This window comes from Hyphomicrobium sp. (genome assembly GCF_036262015.1).
In the GTDB taxonomy this organism is placed as follows: Bacteria; Pseudomonadota; Alphaproteobacteria; order Rhizobiales; family Hyphomicrobiaceae; genus Hyphomicrobium_C.
In genome coordinates this window covers 1,443,742-1,469,630 of sequence record NZ_DATAJR010000008.1, presented here as the reverse complement: position 1 = coordinate 1,469,630, position 25,889 = coordinate 1,443,742, and the positions used below count along the sequence as shown (strand labels likewise).

The 25,889-nt window shown below is 62.4% G+C and carries 23 protein-coding genes; 8 read left to right on the top strand and 15 right to left on the bottom strand.

What is annotated here, in order from left to right; translation table 11 throughout:
* Positions 1 to 3: 3 nt before the first annotated feature.
* The 9 genes from ribB to VHO05_RS15380 all read right to left on the bottom strand — a co-directional run bounded on the left by ribB (position 4) and on the right by VHO05_RS15380 (position 10,057).
* Complete coding sequence (ribB, locus tag VHO05_RS15420; protein ID WP_329647465.1) at positions 4 to 1,149, bottom strand: 3,4-dihydroxy-2-butanone-4-phosphate synthase; 1,146 nt, start codon at positions 1,147 to 1,149, stop codon at positions 4 to 6.
* Entirely contained in the window at positions 1,146 to 1,742 is a 597-nt protein-coding gene (locus VHO05_RS15415; RefSeq protein ID WP_329647464.1) for a riboflavin synthase, read from the bottom strand. The genes ribB and VHO05_RS15415 overlap by 4 nt, the downstream gene beginning before the upstream one ends.
* Positions 1,743 to 1,756: 14 nt before the next feature.
* Positions 1,757 to 2,893 (bottom strand): bifunctional diaminohydroxyphosphoribosylaminopyrimidine deaminase/5-amino-6-(5-phosphoribosylamino)uracil reductase RibD, encoded by a 1,137-nt coding sequence (ribD, locus tag VHO05_RS15410; RefSeq protein ID WP_329647463.1) that lies wholly within the window; start codon positions 2,891 to 2,893, stop codon positions 1,757 to 1,759.
* 17 nt (positions 2,894 to 2,910) lie between these two features.
* Positions 2,911 to 3,402 carry a transcriptional regulator NrdR gene (gene nrdR / locus VHO05_RS15405; RefSeq protein WP_329647462.1) on the bottom strand — a complete coding sequence of 164 codons (492 nt, stop codon included), beginning with the start codon at positions 3,400 to 3,402 and terminating at the stop codon, positions 2,911 to 2,913.
* Between the two features lie 126 nt (positions 3,403 to 3,528).
* A complete protein-coding gene (glyA, locus tag VHO05_RS15400; RefSeq protein WP_329647461.1) occupies positions 3,529 to 4,806 on the bottom strand; it encodes a serine hydroxymethyltransferase in 1,278 nt (425 codons plus the stop codon).
* A gap of 303 nt (positions 4,807 to 5,109) precedes the next feature.
* Positions 5,110 to 6,345 carry a 5-aminolevulinate synthase gene (gene hemA, locus VHO05_RS15395; RefSeq protein ID WP_329647460.1) on the bottom strand — a complete coding sequence of 412 codons (1,236 nt, stop codon included), beginning with the start codon at positions 6,343 to 6,345 and terminating at the stop codon, positions 5,110 to 5,112.
* 281 nt (positions 6,346 to 6,626) lie between these two features.
* Complete coding sequence (locus VHO05_RS15390) at positions 6,627 to 7,919, bottom strand: L,D-transpeptidase family protein (RefSeq protein ID WP_329647459.1); 1,293 nt, start codon at positions 7,917 to 7,919, stop codon at positions 6,627 to 6,629.
* A gap of 408 nt (positions 7,920 to 8,327) precedes the next feature.
* Complete coding sequence (gene ldtR / locus VHO05_RS15385; RefSeq protein WP_329647458.1) at positions 8,328 to 8,840, bottom strand: transcriptional regulator LdtR; 513 nt, start codon at positions 8,838 to 8,840, stop codon at positions 8,328 to 8,330.
* A 128-nt stretch (positions 8,841 to 8,968) separates the two neighbouring features.
* Entirely contained in the window at positions 8,969 to 10,057 is a 1,089-nt protein-coding gene (locus VHO05_RS15380; RefSeq protein WP_329647457.1) for an enoyl-CoA hydratase/isomerase family protein, read from the bottom strand.
* Positions 10,058 to 10,254: 197 nt separating this feature from the next.
* Here VHO05_RS15380 and VHO05_RS15375 point away from each other — a divergent pair, with 197 nt between their 5' ends.
* Both VHO05_RS15375 and hemB read left to right on the top strand, forming a co-directional pair.
* Positions 10,255 to 11,775, top strand: coding sequence for an extensin family protein (locus VHO05_RS15375; RefSeq protein WP_329647456.1), 1,521 nt, complete (start codon positions 10,255 to 10,257; stop codon positions 11,773 to 11,775).
* A 156-nt stretch (positions 11,776 to 11,931) separates the two neighbouring features.
* Positions 11,932 to 12,945 (top strand): porphobilinogen synthase, encoded by a 1,014-nt coding sequence (gene hemB, locus VHO05_RS15370; RefSeq protein ID WP_329647534.1) that lies wholly within the window; start codon positions 11,932 to 11,934, stop codon positions 12,943 to 12,945.
* Between the two features lie 104 nt (positions 12,946 to 13,049).
* Here the strand turns inward: hemB and VHO05_RS15365 are convergent, their stop codons facing one another.
* The 4 genes from VHO05_RS15365 to VHO05_RS15350 all read right to left on the bottom strand — a co-directional run bounded on the left by VHO05_RS15365 (position 13,050) and on the right by VHO05_RS15350 (position 16,018).
* Entirely contained in the window at positions 13,050 to 14,297 is a 1,248-nt protein-coding gene (locus VHO05_RS15365; protein WP_329647455.1) for a GGDEF domain-containing protein, read from the bottom strand.
* A 132-nt stretch (positions 14,298 to 14,429) separates the two neighbouring features.
* Positions 14,430 to 14,696 carry a hypothetical protein gene (locus tag VHO05_RS15360; RefSeq protein WP_329647454.1) on the bottom strand — a complete coding sequence of 89 codons (267 nt, stop codon included), beginning with the start codon at positions 14,694 to 14,696 and terminating at the stop codon, positions 14,430 to 14,432.
* A 271-nt stretch (positions 14,697 to 14,967) separates the two neighbouring features.
* Entirely contained in the window at positions 14,968 to 15,495 is a 528-nt protein-coding gene (locus VHO05_RS15355) for a DUF2155 domain-containing protein (protein ID WP_414653772.1), read from the bottom strand.
* 115 nt (positions 15,496 to 15,610) lie between these two features.
* A complete protein-coding gene (locus tag VHO05_RS15350) occupies positions 15,611 to 16,018 on the bottom strand; it encodes an NADH:ubiquinone oxidoreductase subunit NDUFA12 (protein ID WP_329647453.1) in 408 nt (135 codons plus the stop codon).
* A 624-nt stretch (positions 16,019 to 16,642) separates the two neighbouring features.
* On the opposite strand from VHO05_RS15350, the gene VHO05_RS15345 reads away from it, so the two are divergent.
* From VHO05_RS15345 to VHO05_RS15330, 4 genes are all read left to right on the top strand, one after another.
* Positions 16,643 to 20,419, top strand: coding sequence for a vitamin B12-dependent ribonucleotide reductase (locus tag VHO05_RS15345; protein ID WP_329647452.1), 3,777 nt, complete (start codon positions 16,643 to 16,645; stop codon positions 20,417 to 20,419).
* Positions 20,420 to 20,520: 101 nt separating this feature from the next.
* Positions 20,521 to 20,760 (top strand): hypothetical protein, encoded by a 240-nt coding sequence (locus VHO05_RS15340; RefSeq protein ID WP_329647451.1) that lies wholly within the window; start codon positions 20,521 to 20,523, stop codon positions 20,758 to 20,760.
* 353 nt (positions 20,761 to 21,113) lie between these two features.
* Positions 21,114 to 21,455, top strand: a complete 342-nt coding sequence (locus VHO05_RS15335; RefSeq protein ID WP_329647450.1) for a hypothetical protein — start codon at positions 21,114 to 21,116, stop codon at positions 21,453 to 21,455.
* 150 nt (positions 21,456 to 21,605) lie between these two features.
* A complete protein-coding gene (locus VHO05_RS15330; RefSeq protein ID WP_329647449.1) occupies positions 21,606 to 22,214 on the top strand; it encodes a hypothetical protein in 609 nt (202 codons plus the stop codon).
* 114 nt (positions 22,215 to 22,328) lie between these two features.
* Here the strand turns inward: VHO05_RS15330 and VHO05_RS15325 are convergent, their stop codons facing one another.
* Both VHO05_RS15325 and VHO05_RS15320 read right to left on the bottom strand, forming a co-directional pair.
* Positions 22,329 to 23,537 (bottom strand): septal ring lytic transglycosylase RlpA family protein, encoded by a 1,209-nt coding sequence (locus VHO05_RS15325; protein ID WP_329647448.1) that lies wholly within the window; start codon positions 23,535 to 23,537, stop codon positions 22,329 to 22,331.
* A gap of 161 nt (positions 23,538 to 23,698) precedes the next feature.
* A complete protein-coding gene (locus VHO05_RS15320) occupies positions 23,699 to 24,442 on the bottom strand; it encodes a competence/damage-inducible protein A (RefSeq protein WP_329647447.1) in 744 nt (247 codons plus the stop codon).
* A 96-nt stretch (positions 24,443 to 24,538) separates the two neighbouring features.
* On the opposite strand from VHO05_RS15320, the gene sfsA reads away from it, so the two are divergent.
* Both sfsA and msrB read left to right on the top strand, forming a co-directional pair.
* A complete protein-coding gene (gene sfsA / locus VHO05_RS15315) occupies positions 24,539 to 25,261 on the top strand; it encodes a DNA/RNA nuclease SfsA (RefSeq protein WP_329647446.1) in 723 nt (240 codons plus the stop codon).
* An 84-nt stretch (positions 25,262 to 25,345) separates the two neighbouring features.
* The gene (gene msrB / locus VHO05_RS15310) at positions 25,346 to 25,834 is read left to right on the top strand and encodes a peptide-methionine (R)-S-oxide reductase MsrB (protein ID WP_329647445.1); all 489 of its coding nucleotides are present in this window, start codon (positions 25,346 to 25,348) and stop codon (positions 25,832 to 25,834) included.
* Positions 25,835 to 25,889 lie beyond the last annotated feature (55 nt).

Sequence of the window (25,889 nt, the reverse complement as noted above, 5' to 3'; positions counted from 1 at the left end):
CGGCTACTCGATCGCTCGCGTGTCGACAATGCGCAGTCCATACGCCTCGAGGCCGACATAGACGTCGTCCGGCGTATTGGTGAGAAGCACCATGTCGCTAATGCCGAGCTCCCTCAGAATTTGCGAGCCTACCCCGATTTCCACCTGTCGCCGTCCCCGCGCGGACTTCTCGCTGGACGCCGCCTTGGCGCGCCGTCCAACCCACTCCGACACGCTCTTGGCGCCGAGGTCCCGGATCAGCACAATGACGCCCCGGCCTTCGCGTTCTATGGCCCGCATGGAGTTTGCGACAGCATCCTGCTGGCCACCCACACCGAGCAGGTCGCCGAGCACATTCACTGCGTGCACGCGAACGAGAACCGGACCCGGCGCCGAAAGATCGCCTTTGACGAGCGCCAAGTGCTCAACGGGCTCGACCGTCGTCGTGAACACGCGGAGATCAAACGATCCGGCAAACGCGCTCTGAACCTGCGTCTGTGCGACCTGCTTGACCAAGCGATCGTGCTTCAGGCGATAAGCGATCAAGTCTTCGATCGTACCGATCTTGAGCCCATGACGCTGTGCGAACGGAATGAGGTCCGGCATCCGGGACATAGTGCCGTCCTCGTTCATGATCTCGCAGATCACCGCAGCCGGATAAAGGCCCGCCAGGCGCGACAGATCGATGGAGGCCTCCGTATGCCCGGCCCGGATCAGGACGCCGCCCTCGCGGGCAACGAGCGGAAAGACATGGCCAGGAGAAACGATATCGGACGCACCCTTAGTCGCGTCGATCGCCGTCGCGATGGTGCGCGCGCGATCATGCGCCGAGATGCCGGTCGAAACGCCCTCGCGCGCTTCGATCGACTGCGTGAAGGCCGTCCGCTCGCGTGCAGCCTTCGTGCGCACCATGAACTCGAGTCCGAGCTCCTGGGCACGCGACTGAAGCAGGGTGAGACAGATCAACCCGCGGCCGTGTTTGGCCATGAAATTGATCGCATCCGGCGTCGCCATTTGCGCCGGGATTACGAGGTCACCCTCGTTCTCGCGGTGCTCCGCGTCCACGAGGATGACCATGCGCCCGTTGCGCATGTCGTCGACAATCTCCGCCGTCGACGAAAGAAACCCGGTGCCTTCCGAGTACGCGATTTTTCCGAGACCGGTGGTCACGTCCGAAACTCCATAATCCTCGCCACATAGCGGGCAAAGAGGTCGATTTCCACGTTGACCTCGTCGCCGGGCTTTGTGCGCCCCCAGGTGGTCTGGGTCAAGGTCACGGGGATCAGATTGACGCCGAAACGAGCCCCCGCAACCTCGTTAACGGTGAGCGATGTACCGTTGAGTGCAATAGAGCCTTTGGGTGCGGCATAAGGCGCGAGATGCTGGGGCAATTCCAGCAGCACACGCAAGCTTTCCCCGTCGGGGCGCATATCAATGATCCGGCCCACTCCGTCCACGTGGCCGGAGACGATGTGTCCGCCCAGTTCATCTCCGGCCTTCAAGGCCCGCTCCAGATTGATCCGGCGGCCGACCTGCCAGCTTCCCAGCGTCGTCTTGGAGAGGGTCTCGTTGGAAACGTCGACTGTGAAAGCGGAACCATTCCTTCCGTCAGCCCGCACCGTGACGACGGAGAGGCAGCACCCGTCGCACGCGATGGAGGCACCGATGGCGATGCCGCCGGCATCGTAGCCGGACCGGATAGCGAAGCGCCCATCCTCGCGGCCGATCAATTCGCCGACGTCTGTAACAATGCCTGTGAACACGAACCGCTCTCCGTCTATGCGCTACGTCCAACATCCGGACGCGGCAGGTCGACGACCCGAAAGATCGACAGGGCATCGGCACCAACACGCCGGTGCGCCGCGAGGGTGAGATCTACCCCCGGAGCGTAATGGGCGGCAAGCGCTCCGGGGGAGAGCGGCCCCTTTCCGCCTCCGCCCGCTTGGAACAGGGCTACCTCGTCCACGAAACGTTCCGCAGCGAAGGACCGCCAGGCCACTTCACCGCCCTCGACGAGAAGCCGCGTGATGCCCTCGTCGGCCAGCCGCCCCAGTACGGAAGTGAGCGAGAGCGCACCCGCCCGGACGGGAACCTTGATCACGCGAACGCCCATAGCCTCGGCGGATTGTACGCGGTCCTCGCCGGCCTCTTCGCCTGTGAACATCCAGAGCGGAACTTCACGCGCCGTCCGAAAGAGCTTGAGATCTTGCGGAAGATCGAGCATGCGCGACAGGATCATACGGACCGGCGAGCGCTGAGCGAGCCCCGGCAGACGGCACGTCAACTCAGGATCGTCATCACGGGCCGTCCCGGAGCCGATCAGAATGGCATCGCTGTCCGCTCGGAGCCGATGCGCAGCCTGCCGCGCCTCGGGGCCAGTCACGAACACGGCGCGCCCTGCCGCCCCGCGCGGAATGTCACCGCTCGCGTCCACCGCCATCTTGAGCTGAACAAACGGCCGGTGCTCGGTCACGCGGCGAATATGACCGAGCGTCGCCCAGCGCGCATCCTCTGCGCAGAGCCCGGTCTCGACACGGATGCCGGCCGCGCGGAGCTTCGCAATGCCTTGCCCGCGCGTGCGGACGTCAGGGTCCTCAACTCCAATCACGACCCGCTTCAGGCCCGCCGCCACAACGGCATCGGCACAGGGTGGCGTCTTGCCGTGATGCGCACATGGCTCGAGGGTCACGTAGAGCGTGGCGCCCCGCGCCCGTGGGCCCGCTCGGCGCAAGGCCTCGGTCTCCGCATGCGGCCGGCCGCCAGGTTGCGTCACGCCGCGCGCAATCAACTCGCCCGTGGCCTCGTCCGCGATCACGGCACCAACCGATGGATTGGGCGCAGTCACGCCGAGCCCGCGCCTGGCGAGCATGAGCGCAATCTGCATCATCTGCTGATCGAACGACGTGAAACTCACGGCCTACTGCCTACAATCTAATGCTTCTTCGCGACCTGATGCGGCGTGTCGATGAGATCGTCACGCGCAATCTCGCCGAGCACTTCCTGGAAATCTGCCGCCTCACGGAAGTCGCGATAGACGGATGCAAAGCGCACGTAGGCGACGGGATCCAGCGCCCGGAGTCCTTCCATTACATAGGCGCCGATGATCGACGATGCGATCTCCGTTTCGCCCGCACTCTCGAGCTGCCGTACGATGCCCGACACCATCCGGTCGACGCGATCAGATTCGATCGGCCGCTTTCGCAGCGCCACCTCAACGGACTTCTGCAGCTTGTCGCGATCAAACGGGACCTTGCGGCCACTCCGCTTGACGACAACGAGTTCGCGCAACTGCACGCGCTCGAACGTGGTAAACCGCCCGCCGCAATCCGGGCACACCCTACGCCGGCGGATCGCCGCGTTCTCCTCGGTGGGGCGGCTGTCCTTGACCTGCGTTTCCTCGCAGGAGCAATAGGGGCAGCGCATGTCTGCGGTCTCCTGAAATGAAAGGCGCCGGAGCAAAGTACTCCGGCGCCAATGTCATAAACTACGGTCAGGAGCGTGTCAGAGGCTATCGACTGCGCCTCCGTCATTTTCCTGCAAAGGAAACGATCAGTAGATCGGGAAGCGCTTGCAGAGCTCGGTCGCTTCCGCCTTGATCTTCTGCTCGACGGCTCCGTTGCCGGCTTCGCCGTTCTTGGCAAGGCCTTCCAGCACCTCGGCGATCATGCGGCCAATGTCACGGAACTCGGCTTCGCCGAAGCCGCGCGTGGTGCCCGCCGGTGCGCCGAGGCGGATGCCCGACGTCACCATCGGCTTCTCCGGATCGAACGGCACGCCGTTCTTGTTGCAGGTGATGTGCGCGCGGCCCATCGACTTCTCGGAGATGTTGCCCGTGAGCTTCTTCGGACGCAGGTCGACGAGAATGAGGTGGGTGTCCGTACCGCCCGAAACGAGCGCGAAGCCGGCATCGACCAGCACCTGGCCCATCGCCTTCGCGTTGACGATGACCTGCTTGGCGTAGGCCTTGAACTCCGGCTGCAGAATCTCGCCGAACGCAACAGCCTTGCCCGCAATGACGTGCATCAGCGGGCCGCCCTGGATGCCCGGGAAGATTGCCGAATTGACCTTCTTGGCGATGTCCTCGTCGTTGGTGAGGATCATGCCGCCGCGCGGGCCGCGCAGCGTCTTGTGCGTCGTGGTCGTGACGACGTGGGCGTGCGGGAAAGGCGAGGGATGCTCACCGGCCGCGACTAGGCCTGCGAAGTGCGCCATGTCGACCATCAGATGTGCACCGACTTCATCAGCGATCGCGCGGAAGGCCGCGAAATCGAACTGGCGCGGATAGGCGGAGCCGCCGGCGATGATGATGCGCGGCTTCTCGGCGAGCGCGATCTCGCGCACCTTGTTCATGTCGATGCGATGCGTGTCGGGCTCGACCTGGTAATGGACGGCCTTGAACCACTTGCCCGACTGGTTGACCGTCGCGCCATGCGTAAGGTGACCGCCGTGAGCGAGGTTGAGGCCGAGGATCGTGTCGCCCGGCTTCGCGAGCGCGTTGAACACGCCCTGGTTCGCCTGCGAGCCCGAGTTCGGCTGAACGTTGGCGAAGTTGCATCCGAAGATCTTCTTGGCGCGGTCGATCGCCAGATCCTCGACGATGTCGACGTACTGGCAGCCGCCGTAGTAGCGCTTGCCCGGATAACCCTCTGCGTACTTGTTCGTCAGCACGCTACCGGCGGCGTCGAGGACAGCCTGGGAAACGATGTTTTCCGAAGCGATGAGCTCGATCTCGTACTGCTGACGCCCAAGCTCCTTCCCGATCGCCGACGCGACCTCTGGATCAGTCTCGGCAATATGAGATTTGAAGAAGCGGGCAGTGTTCGACATGACGTTTCCTCGTGGTGTCGGCTGAATTTTGATCGGGGCGGGAGGCAATAACACTGAAATTATTGGCGAAATCGGAGTAGCGTCGGAGCGAACTCCTATGTCGACGAAAGTACAATCGTGCCACGGCCAGCGCTCGTAAATGCCCTTAGCATGCGCCAGCCAAAAGCAACAAGTCGGTCGCCGTCGCACCCTCACTTGATGTGCGGCGCAGCACGAATGTGTGTGAAGATCTTTCAGAGACTGGCCAATGCAAACAGGGCGGCGACAAACTCAAGTCGCAGCCCTGCGAGCGGGAGAGCCACCCTACTCGGCAGCGAGCTTGCCCGTCTTGCCGACAGCAGCGGGGCAGGCAGCCCAAAGCTCGCTGAGAGCCGCCGTCAGGGCGTCCATCTGCGCGTCCGTGTGGTGCGGGCCTGGCGTCAGACGAATGCGCTCGGTTCCGCGGGGCACGGTCGGATAGTTGATCGGCTGCACATAGATGCCGTGCCGATCGAGCAGGCGGTCCGTCACTTCCTTGCAGTGGACCGGATCGCCGATGAGAACCGGAACGATGTGGCTCTGATTCTGGAAGACCGGGAGGCCTGCTGCCATCAGGCGGGTCTTGAGCGACCGGGCGCGCTCCTGGTGGCGGGCACGCTCGAGAGAACTCATCTTGAGGTGACGGATGCTTGCGAGCGCACCGGCAGCGATGGCCGGTGCCAGCGAAGTTGTGAAAATGAAACCCGGCGCAAACGAACGGATGGCATCGCACAGATCGCGGCTGCCCGCGATATAGCCACCCATCACGCCAAAACCTTTGGCAAGCGTGCCGTTGATGATGTCGACGCGGTCCATGACGCCATCGCGCTCAGCGATACCACCGCCACGCGGGCCGTACATGCCGACAGCGTGCACTTCGTCGAGATAGGTCAGCGCACCGTACTTCTCGGCGAGGTCGCAGATCTCGGAAATCGGGGCAATGTGCCCGTCCATCGAGTACACGCTCTCGAAGGCGATGATCTTCGGAGCGCCTGCCGGAACCTGCTTCAGCTTCGCCTCAAGATCGGCGAGATCGTTATGCCGGAAAATCTTCTTTTCGCCGCCGCCGTGACGAATGCCTTCGATCATCGACGCATGATTCTTCTCGTCGGAGAGGATCACGCAACCGGGGAGCAGCTTCACAAGCGTCGAGAGCGTCGCGTCATTGGCGACATAGGCCGACGTGAAAAGAAGCGCGTGCTCCTTGCCATGGAGATCGGCGAGTTCCTGCTCGAGCTCAACGTGATAGTGCGTGGTGCCGGAGATGTTGCGGGTGCCGCCGGAGCCCGCTCCGACAGCGTCGATCGCCTCGTGCATGGCGGCGATGACCTTCGGGTGCTGACCCATTCCAAGATAGTCGTTGGAGCACCAGACGACGATCGGGCGGGCACCGTCGCCGGTCATGTGATCGGCGCCGGGAAACGCACCCCGGTGGCGCTTCACATCGGCGAACACCCGGTAACGACCCTCTCGGCGGATCGCATCTAGTGACGCCTTGAAGTGCCTCGCATAGTCGACCATCGACGTTTCCTCGAACCCTTTGTTCTTAGAGCCGCCGCAGTTCTAACGGCAGGCGGCCTTTGACGCTAGCGTTCCCTTAACAAGGTTGCGGCGCAACGGCTGTTATGTCGCGGCAGTAACCCCACAAACTGGCAAATTTCAGCACGAACTCGACACATACCGGCCTCAAATTCGAAACTCGAACGCGCGCAGAACGAGCCTCGGCCGCCATATTGCGCCGCATCAGATTCTCGTCCTTGACGTAGATCAAGCGAGATTAACTCGAATTTTGCCGAGTGCAATCAGTAGGAGGTCGCGATCTCGGCAACTCCGTCGCGATTGTAAAGATCGCGGCGGAATTGAATGGCGCCGTCTTCCGTCGCCCACGCAGTGATGTACACGAAATGCAGCGGGACCGGAGTTGCGAGCCGCACATCTTTGCGCTCGCCCGTCCGCTTCATTTCCGCGATTTTATCTTCATCCCACCCATCGTTTTGGCCGAGCAGCCAGTAGGCCAGCCGCTCAATGTTGTGCACGCGAATGCACCCCGAGCTAGCCGCTCGGAAATTACGTCCAAAAAGACCTTCCGACGGGCTGTCGTGCATATAGACAGACTCGCCCGAGGCGAAATTTATTTTCACGAACCCAAGCGGGTTATCTTTTCCGGGCGGCTGCCGGTACGAATAGGATTTCGGCGCCGACGAACTCCAATCGATCTTCTCCGGATCGACCTTTTTGCCGTTTCCGTCGTAAGCCTCGATGCCGGTCTTGATCAGGACGTTCTCGCCCTTCTCCTGCATCTCACGGCCCTGCACGATGAGATCTTTCTGGATGACCGTCGGCGGCAGACGCCAGATCGGATTGAAGTTCATCTCCGTGATCGTGGAGCGCAAAAGCGGGGTCGGGCGGTCGACCTTGCCGACGACGCCCGTGTGACGCGTGATGACCTTGTTCAAGGCCACCGCCTCCACCTGAGCCGCCGGAATGTTCACGACCACGTACTTCCGCTGCGGCTTGACGACCGCCGCAAGCTCGGTGATCCGCTTCAAGTTCACCTGGAGTTGTTTCAGCCGGTCTTCCGCCGTCACGTTGAGGGCAGCCACCGTCGGCTTGTCGAGGCGCCCGTTCGGCGTAAGACCATTGTTGGTCTGAAACACTTTCAACGCTTCGACGAGTGCGCCGTCGAGCGTCTCTCCGCCGTTCTGATCGGCACTGAGCTCGCCCGAGACGATCAAGCGATCACGAAGCTCAACGATGGCAAAGTGCTGCTCTCCGGGCTTGACCGTTGCGTCAGGCACCGCCTTCCAGCCACCCGCTTCAACGATACTGCGGTAGCGCTCGATGGCCGCTTTCGTTGCGTCGATGTTCGCCGACGCCAGTGTCGGAAGTCCCGCAGGCGGATTGCGCTCGAATTCCTTTAGCGCCTCGCGCTCGCTCGCCGGATCGCTGTGCCCATTACCCGAGCCCCCCACGGGCCCGAAGGTAATCCAGGACATGTCCTCGGCTTTGGCCGTCGTTCCTGCTGCAGCCGCAAATACGCAAACTGCCAACGCCCCGAGCTTCGCGCCCGTGCCGCGTTTGAACGATATCGCCATGGAGACCCCGCCAGCCGAAGAGATGGGCTTCGCCCTGATGATTTGTTCTGCCTACGTCACAAGTGCCGCGCAACCCCTGGGTAGCGGATTCCCGCTCCCCACAATACGCCGGACGTAGATTTTTGCGGAACAATCGCATGTTCCCAAAGCGGCCAAAAGCCCCCCGCAGTCGCCGGTGAGCCGGGTGATGCGACGCGGCCACAAGTGGAAGGACCTATCCCTAGTTGAATGATCTGACGGACTATTCCTGCCGCGGTCTTGGCCGCTGTGCCTCTTCGGCAGCCCAGCTGTCTCCGCCCGCAACTGGTAAACGGCTTCCAATAGAAAAAGGGGCGCTACCCATGTGCGCCCCTTCCTGACGTTTCTTCTTGTCTGCTCTCTGACCCCGAGAGCATTTTTCTCTTCCGACTAGAGCCGGAAGCGGATCTGATCCGTCCAGAAGCGCTCGAGCCGGCCAAGGGCTTTGTTGAGCCCCTTGAGTTCGTCGCTCGACACCTGAGCGACCGTTTCGACCGAGCCGAGCTGGCGCTGGTAGAGGCGGTTCACCACCTCCGACGCCTGACGGCCTTTCGCCGAAAGCGAAACGCGCACGCTACGCTTGTCGTTCTCGCTGCGCTCGTAGTCGATGTAGCCCATCTCGACGAGCTTCTTGAGATTGTACGAAACGTTTGAGCCCATGTAGAAGCCGCGGCTCTTGAGCTCGCCGGCCGTCAGCTCGTTGTCGCCCATGTTGTAGAGCAACAAGGCCTGCACGGCGTTGAGGTCCGAGCTGCCAGTGCGGTCGAACTCGTCCTTGATGACATCGAGCAGAAGGCGATGCAGACGCTCGATGAGATGGAGGCTCTGCACATACTCCGAACGAAGATTGGGATCCTGATCCACGGGCGCAATCTTGCGCCCCGCGTTGATAGCGATACTCATAACCCTGCCTCACTAAACCTGTTTGACGCGACCGTTTTCCGGTTCTGATGTCAGGTTACGCGAGACCGATAAAAATTAGCTCAATCTGTGAGGTAAATTCGCGGTAAAGTTGCGTCCTATAGCTGGGCTCAAGCCCGGGCCGCCTGCATATCTTCGCGCGTGGGGAGAGCGAGTTCGGACGCGCCAAGCGGCGCGAAATAACCTTCTAGTATGGCATCGGTTACGTCTTCGATACGAGCCGGTGACCAGCGGGGCTTCCCATCCTTCTCGATGATGGCCGCCCGCACGCCCTCGTAGAAATCGCCGTTGGCTTCGAGGATGCGGGCCGCGAGCCGATAGTCCGCCTGCAACGTCGCCCGTAAATCGCGTGTCTTGGCCTCCCGAATGTGCCGATGGGTGATCTTAAGCGCCAACGGCGACCGCTTGCGCAGATCGGCCACGACCTCATCCGCCCAAGGTTTCTGCACACCGGTCACGGCTTCCAAGCGCGCGAGGATCTCCTCGACACGCGGGGCCGAAAAACAGCGATCGATCAGATCGCGATAAGGCGCAAGCTCCCCTGCTCCACAATCCTGATGGCGATTGTCCAGCGCGGGATCGACCGGCCACGTGTCTGCGAGGTCGGCCTTGATCGCATCGAAGTGAACCAAGTCGATACAGTGCGTGACCAGACCCAGCGCATAGGCGTCCGCGCGGCCGATGCTGCGCCCCGTCAAGCCCAGGTACATGCCGACGTGCTGCGGTAAGCGCGCGAACACATGACATACGCCCACATCCGGAAAGAGCCCGATCAGCGTCTCGGGCATCGCGAACGAATAATTCTCGCCGGCCACGCGGTGCGTGCCGTACTGCGAAATCCCAACGCCACCGCCCATCACCATGCCGTTGATCAGAGGCACTGTCGGCTTGGAGAAACACTCGCACTGCCAGTTGAGCGAATACTCATCCGCGAATGTCTTGAGCCCGGCAGCCATCTCAGTTCGAGCCAGACCGATCACTTCGCGTACGTCCGATCCCGCAGAAAACGCGCGAGGGCTCTCGGACTCGATAACGACGGCATAGACTTGCGGATCGCGCGCAAACGACCACAACTGCTCCGACAATCTTGTACGCATGTGTTGCGTGAGCGCGTTGAGCGCTTTCGGACGCGCAAGAGTGACCCGTGCAAGCGTCCCCTGGATTTCGGCTTTCAGCGTCTCTTCTGCCGTCTCGCCCATTTCGATCCTTCCGTGGACTCGCAATTCGTCCCTGCACGACCAATGTGATAAGTGGGGATGGTCGCTTTGTGGAGCCACAATTAGCGGCTATACAAGCATTGCGGTTGAGTTGAAACTGACCGCTGATTCGCAGCGCGACTTCGCGGCCCAGGAGGCGGAGTCTGAAGTTTGTTCAGGCCTCAAGGTCAAGGGATCGGATGAGCCTCAAGAACGCGCCCAGGAAGCGGCTTCCGTCCGCAGTTGCAGTTGTCCTCTTCGCCGGATTGAGCGCGGGCGCGCACGCAGCCGACAATTCGCTGCCGGACACCGTGACGAGCGCCTTCGAAACCGTCGTCATCGACGCCGCTGCTGCAGCTTCGAAGGCAAAAGAAGTTCTCACGAAAACGCCTTTCAAGAAGACCGCCGCAAAGAAGAACGACAACGCCGGTAAAGACGAAGCCGAAAAAGCCGCCGACAAAGAAGCAGGCGAGAAGGCGGACAAAGCGGACAAGTCGTCCGACCACAAACTCAAAGGCGCGGTGAAGGACGACAAGACGCCCTCCACGAATGGAAAGCCCGCCGCCGACAAGGCCGACAAGACTGCGGGCGACAAAGACAAGCCGGCCGCCGGCAAAGGCGACAAGGTCGATCCGGCAGATCCGGCCGCGAAGGCCGCCGCAGACACCAAAGCCCTCGATCCAAAAACCGGAAAGCCCATCGAGGCTCCGAAGAAACCCGCGATCGCAACCGAGTGGCCCGCCGTCGAGGTTGATCTGGCACGGGCACGCTGCACGCAGCTCTTGAAGGGCGTGGATGCCGTGACAATTCCCGAACCGCCCTTCCGCAAGGGCGACTGCGGCGCCATGGCTCCGGTCCGCCTTGTCTCGATTGGCAAGAACCCCGAGGTCTCACTCTCGCCACCGCCAGTCGTGAGCTGCGACCTGGTCATCGCCCTGACCAAATGGATGAAGAACGAGGTCCAGCCATCGGCGCGCCGCCATCTGGGTTCGGAGGTCATCCGCGTGGAATCGATGAGCGACTACTCGTGCCGCATGGCCTATGGCCGCATCGGCAACAAGCTCTCCGAGCATGGCAAGGCCAACGCGCTCGACATCCGCGGCTTCATCACGCGCAAAGGCAATCAGGCGGTTGTCTTGTCGGACTGGGGGCAGACCGCACGCGATATCAAAAAGCAGATCGCTGCGGCGAAGGCGGCTGCAGCCAAGGCTGACGCGGTGAAGGTAGCCGCTGAAAAAGCCGACAAGGAACGTGCGGAAGCAGCCGAAGTCGCAGCCAAGTCCGCAACCACCAATACGCCGCTATCCCGGAAGACCCTCGTCGAAGGTCTGCCACCGAAGGCCGACCCTGGGCCTTCGCTGGCCCTGCCTGCCGCGATTACCAAAGATGGCGCCCTGGGCATGGCCCCGACCCACCTCGGCGGACCGAAAGCCAAGACCGCCGAAATGAAGGAAGACAAGAAGGGCAAGTCGAAAGAGGCGGCCAAGCGGGACAAGGCGAAATCTGATGGAACCGTCGCGGCCCTTCCGCCCGCAGACGGCGTAGTAGAACCCATAGCCCCGCCACCGCCGAAGACGGCCACTAGCCGCTTCCTTCACGAAGTCCACGCGTCGGCCTGTCAGATATTCGGCACTACGCTCGGCCCCGAGGCCAACGAAGCGCACCGCAACCACTTCCATGTCGACATGGCCGAGCGCAAAGTCCGAAAAATCTGCGACTAAAGGCCAGCCACCGCCGGTTTACCCATCGCTAGGCGAGGGCTTGCGCACAGCCGCCGGAGGCGGGATGGTCGCGCCGACAAACGGCCCTTGGACCATCGCCGCCTAACAGTGAGACCTCCCAGCGTGACCCTGCCCCGCTCTCTCTCTGACAAGCCGATCCGCACCACGGAAACATCTGCTGCGGGCAGCTTCCCCGCCGTACGCATGCGCCGCAACCGCCGCACAGGCTGGTCCCGTCGGCTCGTTTCAGAAAACACACTTTCGGCAGCAGATCTCGTTTGGCCACTGTTCGTCATTGAGGGCAAAAACAAGCGCGAACCGATTGCATCGATGCCGGGCGTCGAACGCCTCAGCATCGACCTGATCGTCGAAGCCGCACGCGAAGCCGAGAAGCTTGGCATCCCTGCGATCGCCCTCTTCCCCAACACCGACGTCAAGCTTCGCTCTGATGACGCAAGCGAGGCCACGAATCCGGACAATCTCGTCTGCCGTGCCACGCGCGCGGTCAAAGCCGCCGGCGTCGACGTCGGCGTCATCCTCGACGTGGCGCTCGATCCCTACACGAGCCACGGCCACGACGGGTTACTGATCGGCGGTGAGATCGCGAACGATGAAACGGTTGCGGCTCTGATCCGCCAGTCCCTCGTGCAAACCGAAGCAGGCGCCGACATTCTTGCGCCCTCCGACATGATGGATGGCCGCATCGGTGCCATTCGCCGTGCGCTCGAGGAGAACGGCCACACCGGCACGCAGATCATGTCCTATGCCGCCAAGTACGCGAGCGCGTTCTACGGCCCCTTCCGCGATGCAGTCGGCTCCGGCGGATTGCTCAAAGGCGATAAGCGCACCTATCAGATGGATGCCGCCAACAGCGACGAAGCGATCCGCGAAGTCGCGCTTGATCTGACCGAAGGCGCCGACATGGTGATGGTGAAGCCCGGAATGCCCTATCTCGACATCGTTCGCCGGGTGTCTGAAACCTTCAAGGTGCCGACTCTCGCCTATCAGGTGTCGGGCGAATACGCGATGATCATGGCCGCAGCCCAGAACGGCTGGCTCGATGAGGAGAAGTCGATCCTCGAAAGCCTGCTGGCGTTCAAGCGCGCCGGCGCGTCAGGCGTGTTCACTTATTTCGCCCCGCGTGCGGCCAAGTTGCTCGGCAAAGGTTGAGCGTAAGAGTGCTTCCGGAAAAGTGGGAACCGGTTTTCCGATAAGAAGCACGACAAAACAAAGAACTAGGGTCGGTCCTCAATTCAACTAAGGCCTGAACGACCCTAGGCTGCCGACTTCACATCATCGGACTGAGGGGCGCCGGCACGCGTTACGCGATTCCGCCCCAGATGCTTTGAGCGATACAGCGCACCGTCCGCCTCCTTGATCAGCCGCTCCAAGGCAGATGCGCTGTCCGGGACGATCGCAGCAACGCCAACGCTGACCGTGACTCTCGCATTAGGTGTGCGCGGATGTGAAATCGCGAGCGCTTCGATCGCAGCTCGCACTCTTTCTCCGAGCGCTTCCGCACCCTCGTCCGACAAGCCCGGAACGAGCACGGCGAACTCCTCGCCGCCGTAGCGCGTCACCACATCCTGGTTGATCCGCACCGTCGCCACCACCGCCTGCGCTACCATGCGCAGGCATTCGTCGCCCGCCTGGTGCCCCAGCATGTCGTTGTAGGGTTTGAAATGATCCACATCGACCATGAGCACGCCGAGAGATGTGCGGTCCACGATCGCGGTCTTGCCGCACGTCTCCAGCACCTGATCGAGATAGCGGCGATTGTAGACGCCCGTGAGCGCATCGGTGTTGAGCAGCCGACGCAGCTCGGCGTTGGCGCGAGCCAACGCGTCCGCCTGCAGGGTGATGCGCTCACCCGCGAGAAAGGTCCGGCGATCGGCGACATCGTTGCGATACGCGACCGCCAAGCTGGCGATGGATGCCATCGAGAACAGGAACACAATATCGATCACCGCCGACAAATCGAACTTCCCTACTCCGGAGAGCGCGATCGACAGATACACGGCCATCGAAGCGAAGGTGAAGACCGCCGCATGGCGGAAACGCAACGGCATCAGAAGATTAACAGCCGCAATGTTTGCACCTGCCAGCATGACATAGCGGACCGCATCGTGGTCCGGAGCAACGACACCGAGACACGCGAGACCGGCGACACAGAGGAACGGCGCCGCCGTTGCAGCTAGTCCTTGCGTGCGCAACGAATAGCGCGGTGAAAGGAACCAGAGCGAAACCAGCACAACGGGCGCGAAGATGCCCAGGCGAAACACGACGCCGTAAACCGGCATATCGCCGCCGATCGCAAACTCGCTCGATAGACCTAAAACTCTGAGCAGCAATCCGAACAGAAGCCAGAACCGAAGCGCCCTATTCCGCCTCTCTGAGGACGTAGCTTCATACGTCTGCTCAAGGATTGGCTCGAAGGATGGATTGACCCGCCAGCGGCCAAGCGCAGCATCGGCGCGCATTAGCGCATCGATCGAAGCGTCCTGCGAGGTTGCAGCGGTCACGGTCGGTCCTTCCCGTTGGAAGCCCAACCATTTCCATGAACTCCTGAAAGGACTTTTTACCGGCGCGGAGACGGCCGCCAGACTTGAGACCCAGCGTTAAGAAGTGCTTTTCGGGTGTCTCAGGAAATCGCGTCAGAAATCGACGGCCGCACCCAGCGCGCCGTTTGAGCGCCAGGAAAAGGGATGCCCGACAATCCGTCGATAGAGGCGCGGAGCCAGCGGCAGCAACGCCCAGCCGAATAGATTGAGGATCATGGCGCCGCTCTGATGCGAGCTGAACTCGACCCCGAGCGCGAACAACACGAGCAGCACGAGCGAGAGCGCCGCCATTGCTGCGAAAAGGCCGATGTAGAGAATCATGAACGTCGCGTCGTAAGCAATCGAGCGGGAATCGGTCATGGGCGGCTCCGTTCGTGTCGGCCAATCAAGGGAAGCGGTCACACAACCACACGCTAACAAAGCGCCTCGCCACCTACGGTTCCCTACGAAACAACCGGCGGGGAGCGTCTGATCGCGACGCAAATTTTGTTGTGCGAGAGAGAATGCTGCAGAAGCGAGATTCGCGGTAGCTCAAACCGCCCGATTTGCCGCGAACGGCGCCACTTCAGCTTCGGAGTGAGTCTTGTTCGACACAGATTCCCTCAGGTTGCTCACCTAGGGAATCTGACAGCTAGCGGCGAACGCGCCGTCTCTGGAACTCGCCCGCGTCTTGATCCGCCGGCGGGGGAAGTGCCTCTTCCGTTCCTGGATCCGCGCCGGGGGCCGCAGGCTGCTGCTGCACGATGGCATTGCGCGGCTTCTGGCAATCCGTCAGCCAGACGTCGAACACGGGATGTTCGACGGCGTTGAGCCCCGGGCTCTGCGCAAACATCCAGCCTGTGAAGATGCGCTTCTCTTTCCCGTCGAGCTGCACCTCGTCCACCTCGACGAATGTCGTGGTCTTCGGCTGCTCCGTGGGCGGGCGCGAGTAGCATGTTCGTGGCGTCACTTTGAGCGCACCGAACTGCACGGTTTCGTTGATCGGAATTTCCAACGTCTTGATCGTCGCCGTGACTTTGTCGAGCGCGGAAAATACGGCCACGCGGTTGTCAAGCCGCTCCTGCGCCGCCGCAGGCATCACACCGGCAGCGAATGCCGAGGAGCTCAGCGCAAGGAGGAGAATTTGACCCGCACGCAGATGTGGCCGCTGGCCGCTCATGAAAACGTCGTTCCTCTTAGAACCACAAAGCAGTCGTCCGGAAAGCCTCATGGACGCCACCATGTGCGACGCAACGATGGCACGGACATGGCCGGGCTTTGCCCGAACTTCTTTTCTACTCAGGCCGCCACGGCTTGTAGTCGCCGGTGGCCTTCGGCCGATGGCCCATGCCGAGGATTGAGCCCTGGGGCCGGTAGGCTTCCGGCGTTCCCGTCATGTTTGGCTGATGGGGCTTCTGCCACGGCTTCGCGACGTAGCGCTCTTCGGTGGGTGGTGTGTCGACGGTATAGTGCAGCCAGCCATGCCATTCCGGCGGCACCTTCGAGGGATCGGCAAGCTTCGTGTAGGTCACCCAGCGCCGCTGCCGGCCCAACGGACCTTCAGGGCCAACACCCTTGATCTGCTCGTAGTAACGATTTCCGAACGAGTCGCTGCCAACAAACCGGCCCTGCCGCGCGATGGTCAGCCGCGTGCCCCAGGTGTTTCCACCCCACCAGCTGAAAATCTCGCTGAAAATTCCCATCGGACTCGCCTCCGCCTCGCAATAGCTTCGATTACCGCGCGCGCGCATCGAATGCCAGAGCGCTTTCCATCGCGTGCCCATCTCGCGACGATGTGCTTCTCAAGGTATCGACTGGCCGTGTTGCTGACACAGCATTTGCGGCAGATTTACAACAACCTTCCGAGTACCCGACAAAAACGGAATCGGATTATCGTTTGATCCGTGTTCGGCGATGCCCGCGTTTTGGACTTTTGCACGCGCCCGATTTTCAGGCACCCGGCTCCGAACCCCGGATTTTCCCGGCACTCCTGACTGTCAATCCCCAGCTTGCCAACAGCCACTAGATCTAGTCGTAGTTGCTGCTGCGACCCACAAAATCTAGGCTGCCACTGTTTCGCCCAGACTCGAATCGGACTACCTTGAGTCTCATCGCCGACCGCTTGGGGGATTTGGTCTGCGAGCTCTCCGAGTAGCCAATCACCACGTCGTTGCTCACTCGCGTCAGCACCGATTTCGAAGGCTGACCTGGATCGCCGCGCTAGCGGCGGGCCACGGGTGAAGTGTGTCCAGAATGCTATCCGCGCCGCTCCTTTGTATCTCGTGCGGCAGGCGCGCGTCCGAACATCGAAATTGCACGAGGGAATTATGAAGATTACGCGGCGCTTCACTTCTGCTGGCAAGTCTCCGTACGAGAGCATTACGTTCCGCCGCGCAACCTCCGAGATCAAAAACCCTGACGGCTCGGTGGTTTTTCGCCTCGAAGGCTTCGAGGTCCCCGAGGACTGGAGCCAGGTCGCAGCCGACATCCTGGCGCAGAAGTATTTCCGCAAGGCTGGCGTGCCCCGCCGCCTGAAGAAGGTCGAGGAGACGCAGGTTCCCTCCTGGCTCTGGCGCTCGGCCGCCGACGACCGCGCCCTCTCCGCGCTCCCCGAGGGTGAGCGCACGGGCGGCGAAACGGACGCCCGACAGGTCTTCGATCGCCTCGCTGGCACCTGGACGTACTGGGGCTGGAAGGGCGGCTACTTCTCGACCGAGGACGACGCCCGCGCCTTTTACGATGAGCACCGCTACATGCTCGCCATGCAGATGGGCGCGCCGAACTCTCCGCAGTGGTTCAACACCGGCCTGCACTGGGCCTACGGCATCGATGGCCCGAGCCAGGGCCATTTCTACGTCGATCACGAGACTGGCAAGCTGACCGTCTCGGCTTCGTCGTACGAGCACCCGCAACCCCACGCCTGCTTCATCCAGTCGGTCGAGGACGATCTCGTCAACGAGAACGGCATCATGGATCTCTGGGTGCGCGAAGCGCGCCTCTTTAAGTACGGCTCCGGCACCGGCTCCAACTTCTCGAGCCTGCGCGGCGCCAACGAGAAGCTGTCGGGCGGCGGCCGCTCGTCGGGCCTCATGAGCTTCCTCAAGATCGGTGACCGCGCAGCGGGCGCCATCAAATCCGGCGGCACGACGCGCCGCGCTGCCAAGATGGTCGTCGTCGACGTCGATCATCCGGATATCGAGGAGTACATCGGCTGGAAGGTGCGCGAGGAGCAGAAGGTTGCCGCCCTCGTCACCGGCTCGAAGATCTGCCAGAAGCGCCTCAAGGCCGTGATGAAGGCTTGCGCCAACTGCGATGCCGACGGTGACGCCTGCTTCGATCCCGCCAGAAATCCGGCGCTCAAGCGCGCCATCAAGGAAGCGCGCCGCGACGACGTGCCGATGAACTACGTCCATCGCGTCGTCCAGTTCGCGCGCCAGGGCTACAAGGACATCGACTTCGACGTCTACAACACCGATTGGGACAGCGAAGCCTATCTCACCGTCTCGGGCCAGAACTCGAACAACTCGGTCCGCGTCACGGATGAGTTCCTGAACGCAGTCGAGACCGACGGCGTGTGGGCACTGACCTCGCGCACGACTGGCAAGACCGTGAAGACCGTGCGCGCCCGCGACCTGTGGGAGCAGATCGGCCACGCGGCTTGGGCTTCCGCTGACCCCGGCATCCAGTTCCACACCACCATCAACGACTGGCACACCTGCCCGAAGTCGGGACCGATCCGCGCGTCCAACCCGTGCTCGGAATACATGTTCCTCGACGACACGGCGTGCAACCTGGCGTCTCTCAACCTTCTCACCTTCCGCCGCCCGGACAAAAGCTTCGACACCGAAGCCTACGAGCACGCCTGCCGTCTCTGGACCATCGTGCTCGAGATCTCGGTGCTGATGGCACAGTTCCCGTCGCGCCAGATCGCAGAGCTCTCCTACCGTTACCGCACGCTCGGCCTCGGCTTCGCCAACATCGGCGGCCTGCTGATGGCGTCCGGCATCCCGTACGACTCGGCTGAGGGCCGCGCGATCTGCGGCGCCATTTCGGCGCTCATGACCGGCATCTCCTACGCCACGTCGGCGGAGATGGCAGGCGAGCTTGGACCGTTCCCAGGCTTCGAGCCCAATCGCGCCGACATGCTGCGCGTGATCCGCAACCACCGCCGCGCGGCCTATGGCCAGACCAGCGGTTATGAGCGCCTGTCCGTCACGCCGGTGCCGCTCGATGCCGCCAACTGCCCCGACGAACGACTGATCAGCGCCGCTCAGGCCGCCTGGGATCTGGCCATCGACCTCGGCCAGAAGCACGGCTATCGCAACGCACAGTCCACCGTGGTCGCGCCCACCGGCACCATTGGTCTCGTCATGGACTGCGACACCACCGGCATCGAGCCCGACTTCGCGCTCGTGAAGTTCAAGAAGCTGGCCGGCGGCGGCTACTTCAAGATCATCAACCGCGCGGTCCCTGAAGCCCTTCGCGCGCTTGGATACCGCGAAAGCAACATCGCCGAGATCGAGGCCTATGCCGTGGGGCACGGCTCGCTGGCTCAGGCTCCGCACATCAACCACGCCTCACTGATGGCGCGCGGCTTTACGCCGGAGATCATCGAGAAGGTGGAAGCCAGCCTCGGTACGGCGTTCGACATCAAGTTCGTCTTCAACCGCTGGACGCTCGGCGACGAGTTCCTGACCGGCTCGCTGAAGATCCCGGCTGCGAAGCTCGAAGAGCCTACCTTTGATCTCTTGAGCCACCTCGGCTTCTCGAAGAAGGACATCGAGGCCGCCAACGAGCACGTCTGCGGTGCGATGACGCTCGAAGGCGCCCCGCACGTGAAGGCCGAGCACCTGCCGGTGTTCGACTGCGCGAGCCCCTGCGGCCGCAAGGGCAAGCGCTACCTGTCGGTCGACAGCCACATCTACATGATGGCCGCATCGCAGCCCTTCATCTCCGGTGCGATCTCGAAGACCATCAATATGCCGAACGAGGCGACCGTCGAGGACTGCAAGGAGAGCTACAAACTTTCCTGGCGTCTTGCACTCAAGGCCAACGCGCTCTATCGCGATGGCTCCAAGCTCTCGCAGCCGCTGAACGCGCAAGTGCTCGGCGACGACGTCGACGAGCAAGACGAGGCCACCGAGCAGCTGACCGCCGACAAGCCGCAGGTGCAGCGCATCCTCGCTGCTGCCGAAAAGCTCGCAAAACGCGTCACCGAACTCGAAGCCCAGCTCAAGCATGCGTCCGAGCAAGGCAACATCCGCGAGCGCGCGAAGATGCCGGGCCGTCGCAAGGGCTATACGCAGAAGGCGTCCGTCGGCGGCCACAAGGTCTATCTACGCACGGGCGAGTACGACGACGGCGAGCTCGGCGAGATCTTCATCGACATGCATAAGGAAGGCGCCGCCTTCCGCTCGTTGATGAACAATTTCGCCATCGCCATCTCGCTCGGCCTGCAATACGGCGTGCCGCTGGAAGAGTACGTGGAGGCCTTCACCTTCACCCGCTTCGAGCCGGCCGGCCTCGTGCAGGGCAACGAGACCATCAAGAACGCCACCTCGATCCTCGACTACATCTTCCGTGAGCTTGCCGTGTCCTATCTCGGCCGCAATGACCTCGCGCACGTTGATCCGCGCGAGATCGTGGGTGAGACCGGCCTTGGCTCCTCCGACGAGGAGACTGACGAGCAGCTCGACCTCGACTTGCCCGAGCGCGTGACCAAGGTCGTGTCGAAGGGCTTCATGCGCGGCAACCTCCGCCTCGCCTCGTCCGGCGGTGGCCGTGGTCACCATCACGACCACGATACAGCGCTCTCCTCGCTGCAGAGGGACATGACGTCCTATCCAATCGCGGAAGACGTAACCGCTCTCTACACGAGCGACGGCGCCACCGCGCTCAAGACCGACACCGAGGTGATGTTCCGCCGCACGACGGTTTCAGAGACACAGGTCGTCGCCAAGCGGTCGTCCAGCGATCGCGTAGCGGAAGCGAGATTGCGCGGCTACGAGGGCGTCTCGTGCTCCGAGTGCCAGAACTTCACCATGGTGCGAAACGGCACCTGCTTGAAGTGCGACACCTGCGGATCGACGAGCGGTTGCTCGTGACGAATGAAGGGCGGGTCCGCAAGGTCCCGCCCTTTCACTATCAATAAGAACAAAATCGACGGGAGCGGAACGGATATCGGGACTTTTCGAAAGGCTCCAGAATGCACGCTCATCCGTTCGAACTGCTTGAACTCCCCGACGGCCGCTGGTGCGTCGCCAAAATCGCAACCGCCGGAGCAGGCCTCGTCGCCGGTTCTTTCGCAGCACTCGAAGCGTTGTCGTCAGGCGAAGCCGATCCCGTCGGCACCTACCCGTCGCGAGACGATGCCGAACTGGCAGTGCAGCGCGCCGCCCCTTCGTCTCGAGATCCGCTCAGCCTGCTCGCCGACCTGCTGCGATAGCAACAGCTCCGCGCGGCACACGTGGTTGAGATGTATATTCCCACACCACCGTACTTCCCCACGCAATTCACAGCCCTTGCGGTCCACATCTGTGGATCGGGTGCCCGCGCAACAGACAACACGAGCAAAAAGCGCAATATGGCCAAGGACGCGCGCACGGAGGCACGAGGTGAACAAGTCCACCTCTGCAACCGATACGTCCACAGTCAGTCCACCAATCAAGTTGCGTTTGTGCACACAGGCGTCGTCGTTCTCGCGGCGATGACTGGCTTGGCGCACACCCGAGCATAGAGTTCAATCCGTCACAGTGTCGAGGAGACGACCGAGGAGAAGCAGCAAGCAACGAGGCGACAATGGGCAGCTACATTCCAAGGCTCGCGCGGATTAGATCCGGCAACCTCAAGAGTGGACGATGCACCCCGCACAGCGGCGACCTCGAACACGAGGCACCGGTGAACGTCGAACGTCTCACAAGGCTTGTACCGCAGATCCGCAAGCGTCTCGCCATCGGCCGCCCGTTCTCGGACGCGGCCCTCCTGGCAAGCCTCGTCGCCATCGCACGCCATCCCTCGCATGAGGCGCGGTGGCGCGCAGCGGAAAGCTCCACGCTCGGTCAGTACCTCGCGAGTAGCGTCAAGGATAGAAGCCACGCTCTGGTGACGATCTTGTCGATGCTGCCGAAGCCACATCTCTAGCCGCCCGAATCGGTTCAGTGTCGGGCTAAGAAACTCAAGCCGTCGAATTCAACTACCGAGACGCCTACCAAGACCCCGCCTGCCTCCTGTGTCGCGTCACTCCACTGGGCACGTTCTTGCCGGCCTCACGAAAGCGATACGGAGTTATTCATGCCGTCTGCCGGCCTCACGGCCCCTGCCGTCGTCTACTTGTTGGCCGACCACCTCGACACGTCTCTCGCCGCTGGTGAAGATCTTCTGAAATCAACGCTGCGCTGGAACGCTGGTGACTCGCGCTCTGAAAGCCTGAACGGTGCGCGCCGCGAAGAGCGCGAAGCGATCGAAGCTGTGCGCACGTTGGAAATGGTGCTGATCGCACGCGTGCTGAAATCACGCGAGAGCGCACAGGAGCTGGCGAAGCTCGACAGCCGCTTCAAGCTGATCGCACGCCTCTACGCGAGCGGCACCGATGTCGTTGCCGGCGCGTCGAGCGAGTTCACGGATGAGACGTCGCGTGCGTTCGATGCGGGCGATGGCGTCACCGCCTTCCTGCGCTCGCGTGGCTTCATTGCCGAAGACGCGGCAGCTCCACTCGAGGCCGCCAATCTTCCCATCAACGAGCAATTCCTCGTCGCCGGGCGCATGCAGCTCGGACCGCTGCTCGATCTTGTCGCGATGTTCCTCGACACGCTCGAAACGCACTACGAGCTTTACGAGGAGCCGCGCCGCAGCGCGCGCGCCGAAAACACGCCGACGACCACGGGCACTGCGATCCAATAACGGATTGCCGAGACAAAGAAGGGCGTCCGATCCACGGGATCGGGCGCCCTTGCTTATTGCCGTGTCAAATCACGGCGAACCGAGCCGAAAGACCCGGGTTCGCAGTGGGCTTCATCAGCCGTCGCGGCGGTCACGTGCCGCGAAGCGTGTCGCCGAGGAGTAATAGCGACGACGGGCAGACTCTTGAGGCGCAAGGCGCTCCATGCCCGCGTGCGGATGCCGCGTGAAGACCGACATGTCGTTCGTCCCATCCTGGGTGACGAACCGCTTACCGGATTCGCGCGCCGACGCCGTCATCACGGGCTTTCCGCGAGCGGCCAGCCGCTGCTTCTGCTTGGCCGCGGCCACGCGATAGGAACGCGAGTTGCGCGGAGCCGTACGCTCGGCATGGCTCCTGGATTTCGCCGCAGGCTTCGACGCAGCCTTCTTCTCGATCTGGCGAACCGCCTGAGGCTCCGTCGCGGGAACATCCTGAACCGCGACAGTCGAGACAAGCGCCGCAACCTTGATCGGTTGCAGGGCTGGCTGAGCCGCGACCGCCGTCGACGACTCTGAGGGCTCCGCCGCAGCGAGAACCGTCGGTACGATCATTGCCGCGCCACTCTGCGTTCCTAAGGAACCAGCAACCACAGTCGGATTGCCGCCGCCGAGGACGGCAGGGAACGGCGACGGAAGGCCAGCAACCATGTAGGCCCGCTCAGCTCCCGCCTGTGCTTCGTCCAGGCTGGCGAACTCGCCGATGTAGCCCGGCACCGGATCATAGGACCGGTTTTTCTTGTAGGTGGCTTCCTCAAGGCTCGGCGCATCGATCACGCGCACCTTGAGCTTCGCGACGCCTTGGCCGGCAAAGCCGAGCTTTTCGGCAGCCTTCCGCGAAACGTCGAGTCTACGGTCACCCCAATAGGGCCCCGCGTTGTTGACCCGAAGCACGAGCGACACCTTTGTCGCTGGCGACCAAACCAGCAGCGCCGTCCCGTCCGGATAGATCGGGCTCGCCGCGTTGTCAGGCGCTTCGGAGTCGAAGGGTGCACCTGACGAAGTCAGGCCACACGGATTGTAGCGGTCGCGTTTGCAGGAGTCGTAGTGGGAGGCCATTAAGGTCTCCTCGGAGCCGACGAGCGCCTCCGTCTCCTTGATTGTCTTCACGCGATGACACTTGCTGTAGAAGCAATACGTCTTGCCTGGTGTCTTGGCCTCCGCGCGATCCCCGGAAAGTCCGGTCGAGAGAAGCAGGGCACCGAGTGTTGGAACAAGTGAGGATAGGGCCACCCGTCCGATCTTATAAGCACCCGAAGCCGCACGCCTGCTCGAAGGGCTTTTCATCGATCAGCTCCATATCTGTTTCTACTTTGGGATTGACCAAGAGGCGGCGTCCCCGCGCCGTTAACTCTCGGCGGGCGGAAAAGAGCAGCTGCAACGATGGCAAGGAAACGGCGACGATGCCGCACGGAGGGGTATGTTAGACCGCTCAGTGAAGAACGATTCTAAAGAAGACGTTGCTCAGTAAGCTGCCTAACGAGCCCGGCTCGCGCCTCCTCAAGACGGATCGAATCCGAGCTGCGCAGAACAAGCTCGGTCAGGTAACTTCCCCCCGCAAAAGAAGGATAGCTGCCCATGGTCACGTCCGGGTAAGCGGCCTGATGCGCTGCGAACAGCTCCGCGATGTCTCCTTCGGCGCGGTGGAGTACAATCGAAACAGCGTTCACTTTCGGGCCCGTCCTGAGCCGTTCTGTCGCAGCCAGAAGCATCGACTTCATGATGTCTGGGACGCCCGCGAGCACAAACACATTGTCAATTTTGAATCCGGGAGGCGCCGAAACTGTGTTCGTGATGAGCTCAGCGCCCGCTGGAATCCGCGCCATCCGCAGCCGCGCCGCGTTGAGCGTGATGCCGCGGGCCGCATAGACCGGCTCCATCATCGCCACCGCCCGGGGGTCGATGTCCACGGTTACGCCGAAGGCCGCACCCACGCTGTCCGCCGTGATGTCGTCGTGGGTCGGCCCGATCCCGCCAGTGGTAAACACGTAGGCGTACCGGGCACGGAGGGCATTCACCGCTGCGATGATCTCGGGCGCATCGTCTCCGACGACACGCACTTCCTTGAGTGCGATGCCGATGGAGGTCAGGTGCTCGGCTATGGTGCCGATATTCTGGTCCTTCGTCCGGCCGGATAGGATCTCGTCGCCAATGACGAGCACGGCCGCCGTGATGATCTCAGTCCCGCTCACGCATCGCTCCCTGATGTCCGCACACCCTTTATAGCACCGCCGCGGGCCGAGTTTGCCGTTGCAGAGCACGCCTCGGCCCCCTAATGCTCCCCGGCCATGAAATTCCCGATCCCCCTCATCCGCGGCCGCCTCGTGAAGCGCTACAAGCGCTTCCTTGCCGACGTCGCCCTCGACAGTGGCGAGATGGTTACCGCCACCTGCCCCAACACAGGTTCCATGATGGGGCTGGCGACGCCAGGCGCCACGGTGTGGCTGTCCGCAAGCGACAGCCCGACCCGCAAATACCCCCATACCTGGGAGATGGTAGAAGCCGACCTCGGACAGGGTCCGCAGCTTGTCGGCATCAACACCAACCACCCGAACCGTCTCGTCTCAGAGGCCATTGCCAACGGCGAGATTCCAGAACTCGCCGGTTACGCGAGCCTCCGCCGCGAGGTGAAGTACGGGCTCTCAAGCCGCATCGATATCCTTCTTGAGGATCCGGCCAAGGGGCTGGCCTACGTCGAGATCAAGAACGTGCACCTCTCCCGCACAGGCGGACTCGCCGAGTTTCCGGATTCCGTCACCGAGCGCGGCGTTAAGCATCTCGTCGAACTCTCGGCCATGGTGGCTGCAGGCCATCGCGCCGTGATGCTCTATCTCATCCAGCGGGCTGATGCGCAGGAGTTCGCCTTCGCTGCCGACATCGATCCCCGTTACGCCGAGGCCTTCAAAGCCGCGCGGTGCGCTGGCGTCGAGGCGATCGCGTATGCCTGCGATCTCACGCCGGAAGAGATCACGATTGCGAGGCGGATTCCCTTCCGGGCCACGACAGATTGAAACAAACTCGATCTCCGGCGGTATAAGAAGACTGAGAAGCGGGCGCGACAGACGCCCGCCGCAGGCAGGAAGCGCGAGCACGAAATGTTGAGTAGAAGGAACCTGACACTCTCAGGCCTGGGAGTGGCGCTCGCAGCGACCGGTCTGCGCCGGAGCCCGGCAACTGCAGCCGAGCAATTCCCGGTGTCGAAGCCCGAGGCCGAATGGAAGGCCGAGCTAACACCAGCTCAGTACGACACCCTGCGGGGTCACGGCACCGAGCGCCCCGGCTCAAGTCCGTTCGACAAGATATACGCCGCAGGTGAATACCGCTGCGCCGGTTGCGGACAGCCCCTCTTTTCATCTGAAACGAAATACGATTCCGGCACCGGCTGGCCGAGCTTCTACACACCGTTCGAGAAAGCGGTCGGTTTTTCGACGGACCACAAGCTCGCTTCCCCCCGCACCGAGGTCCATTGCAGCCGCTGCGGCGGGCATCTCGGCCACGTCTTCGATGACGGCCCGCCGCCCACCGGCAAGCGGTACTGCATGAATGGGGTCGCTATGACCTTTACCCCACACTCCGAGAAATAAGTCCCAAATGGAAAGGCGGGCCGCGGCGGCCCGCCTCCGTTGCGAGTGAGCAAAA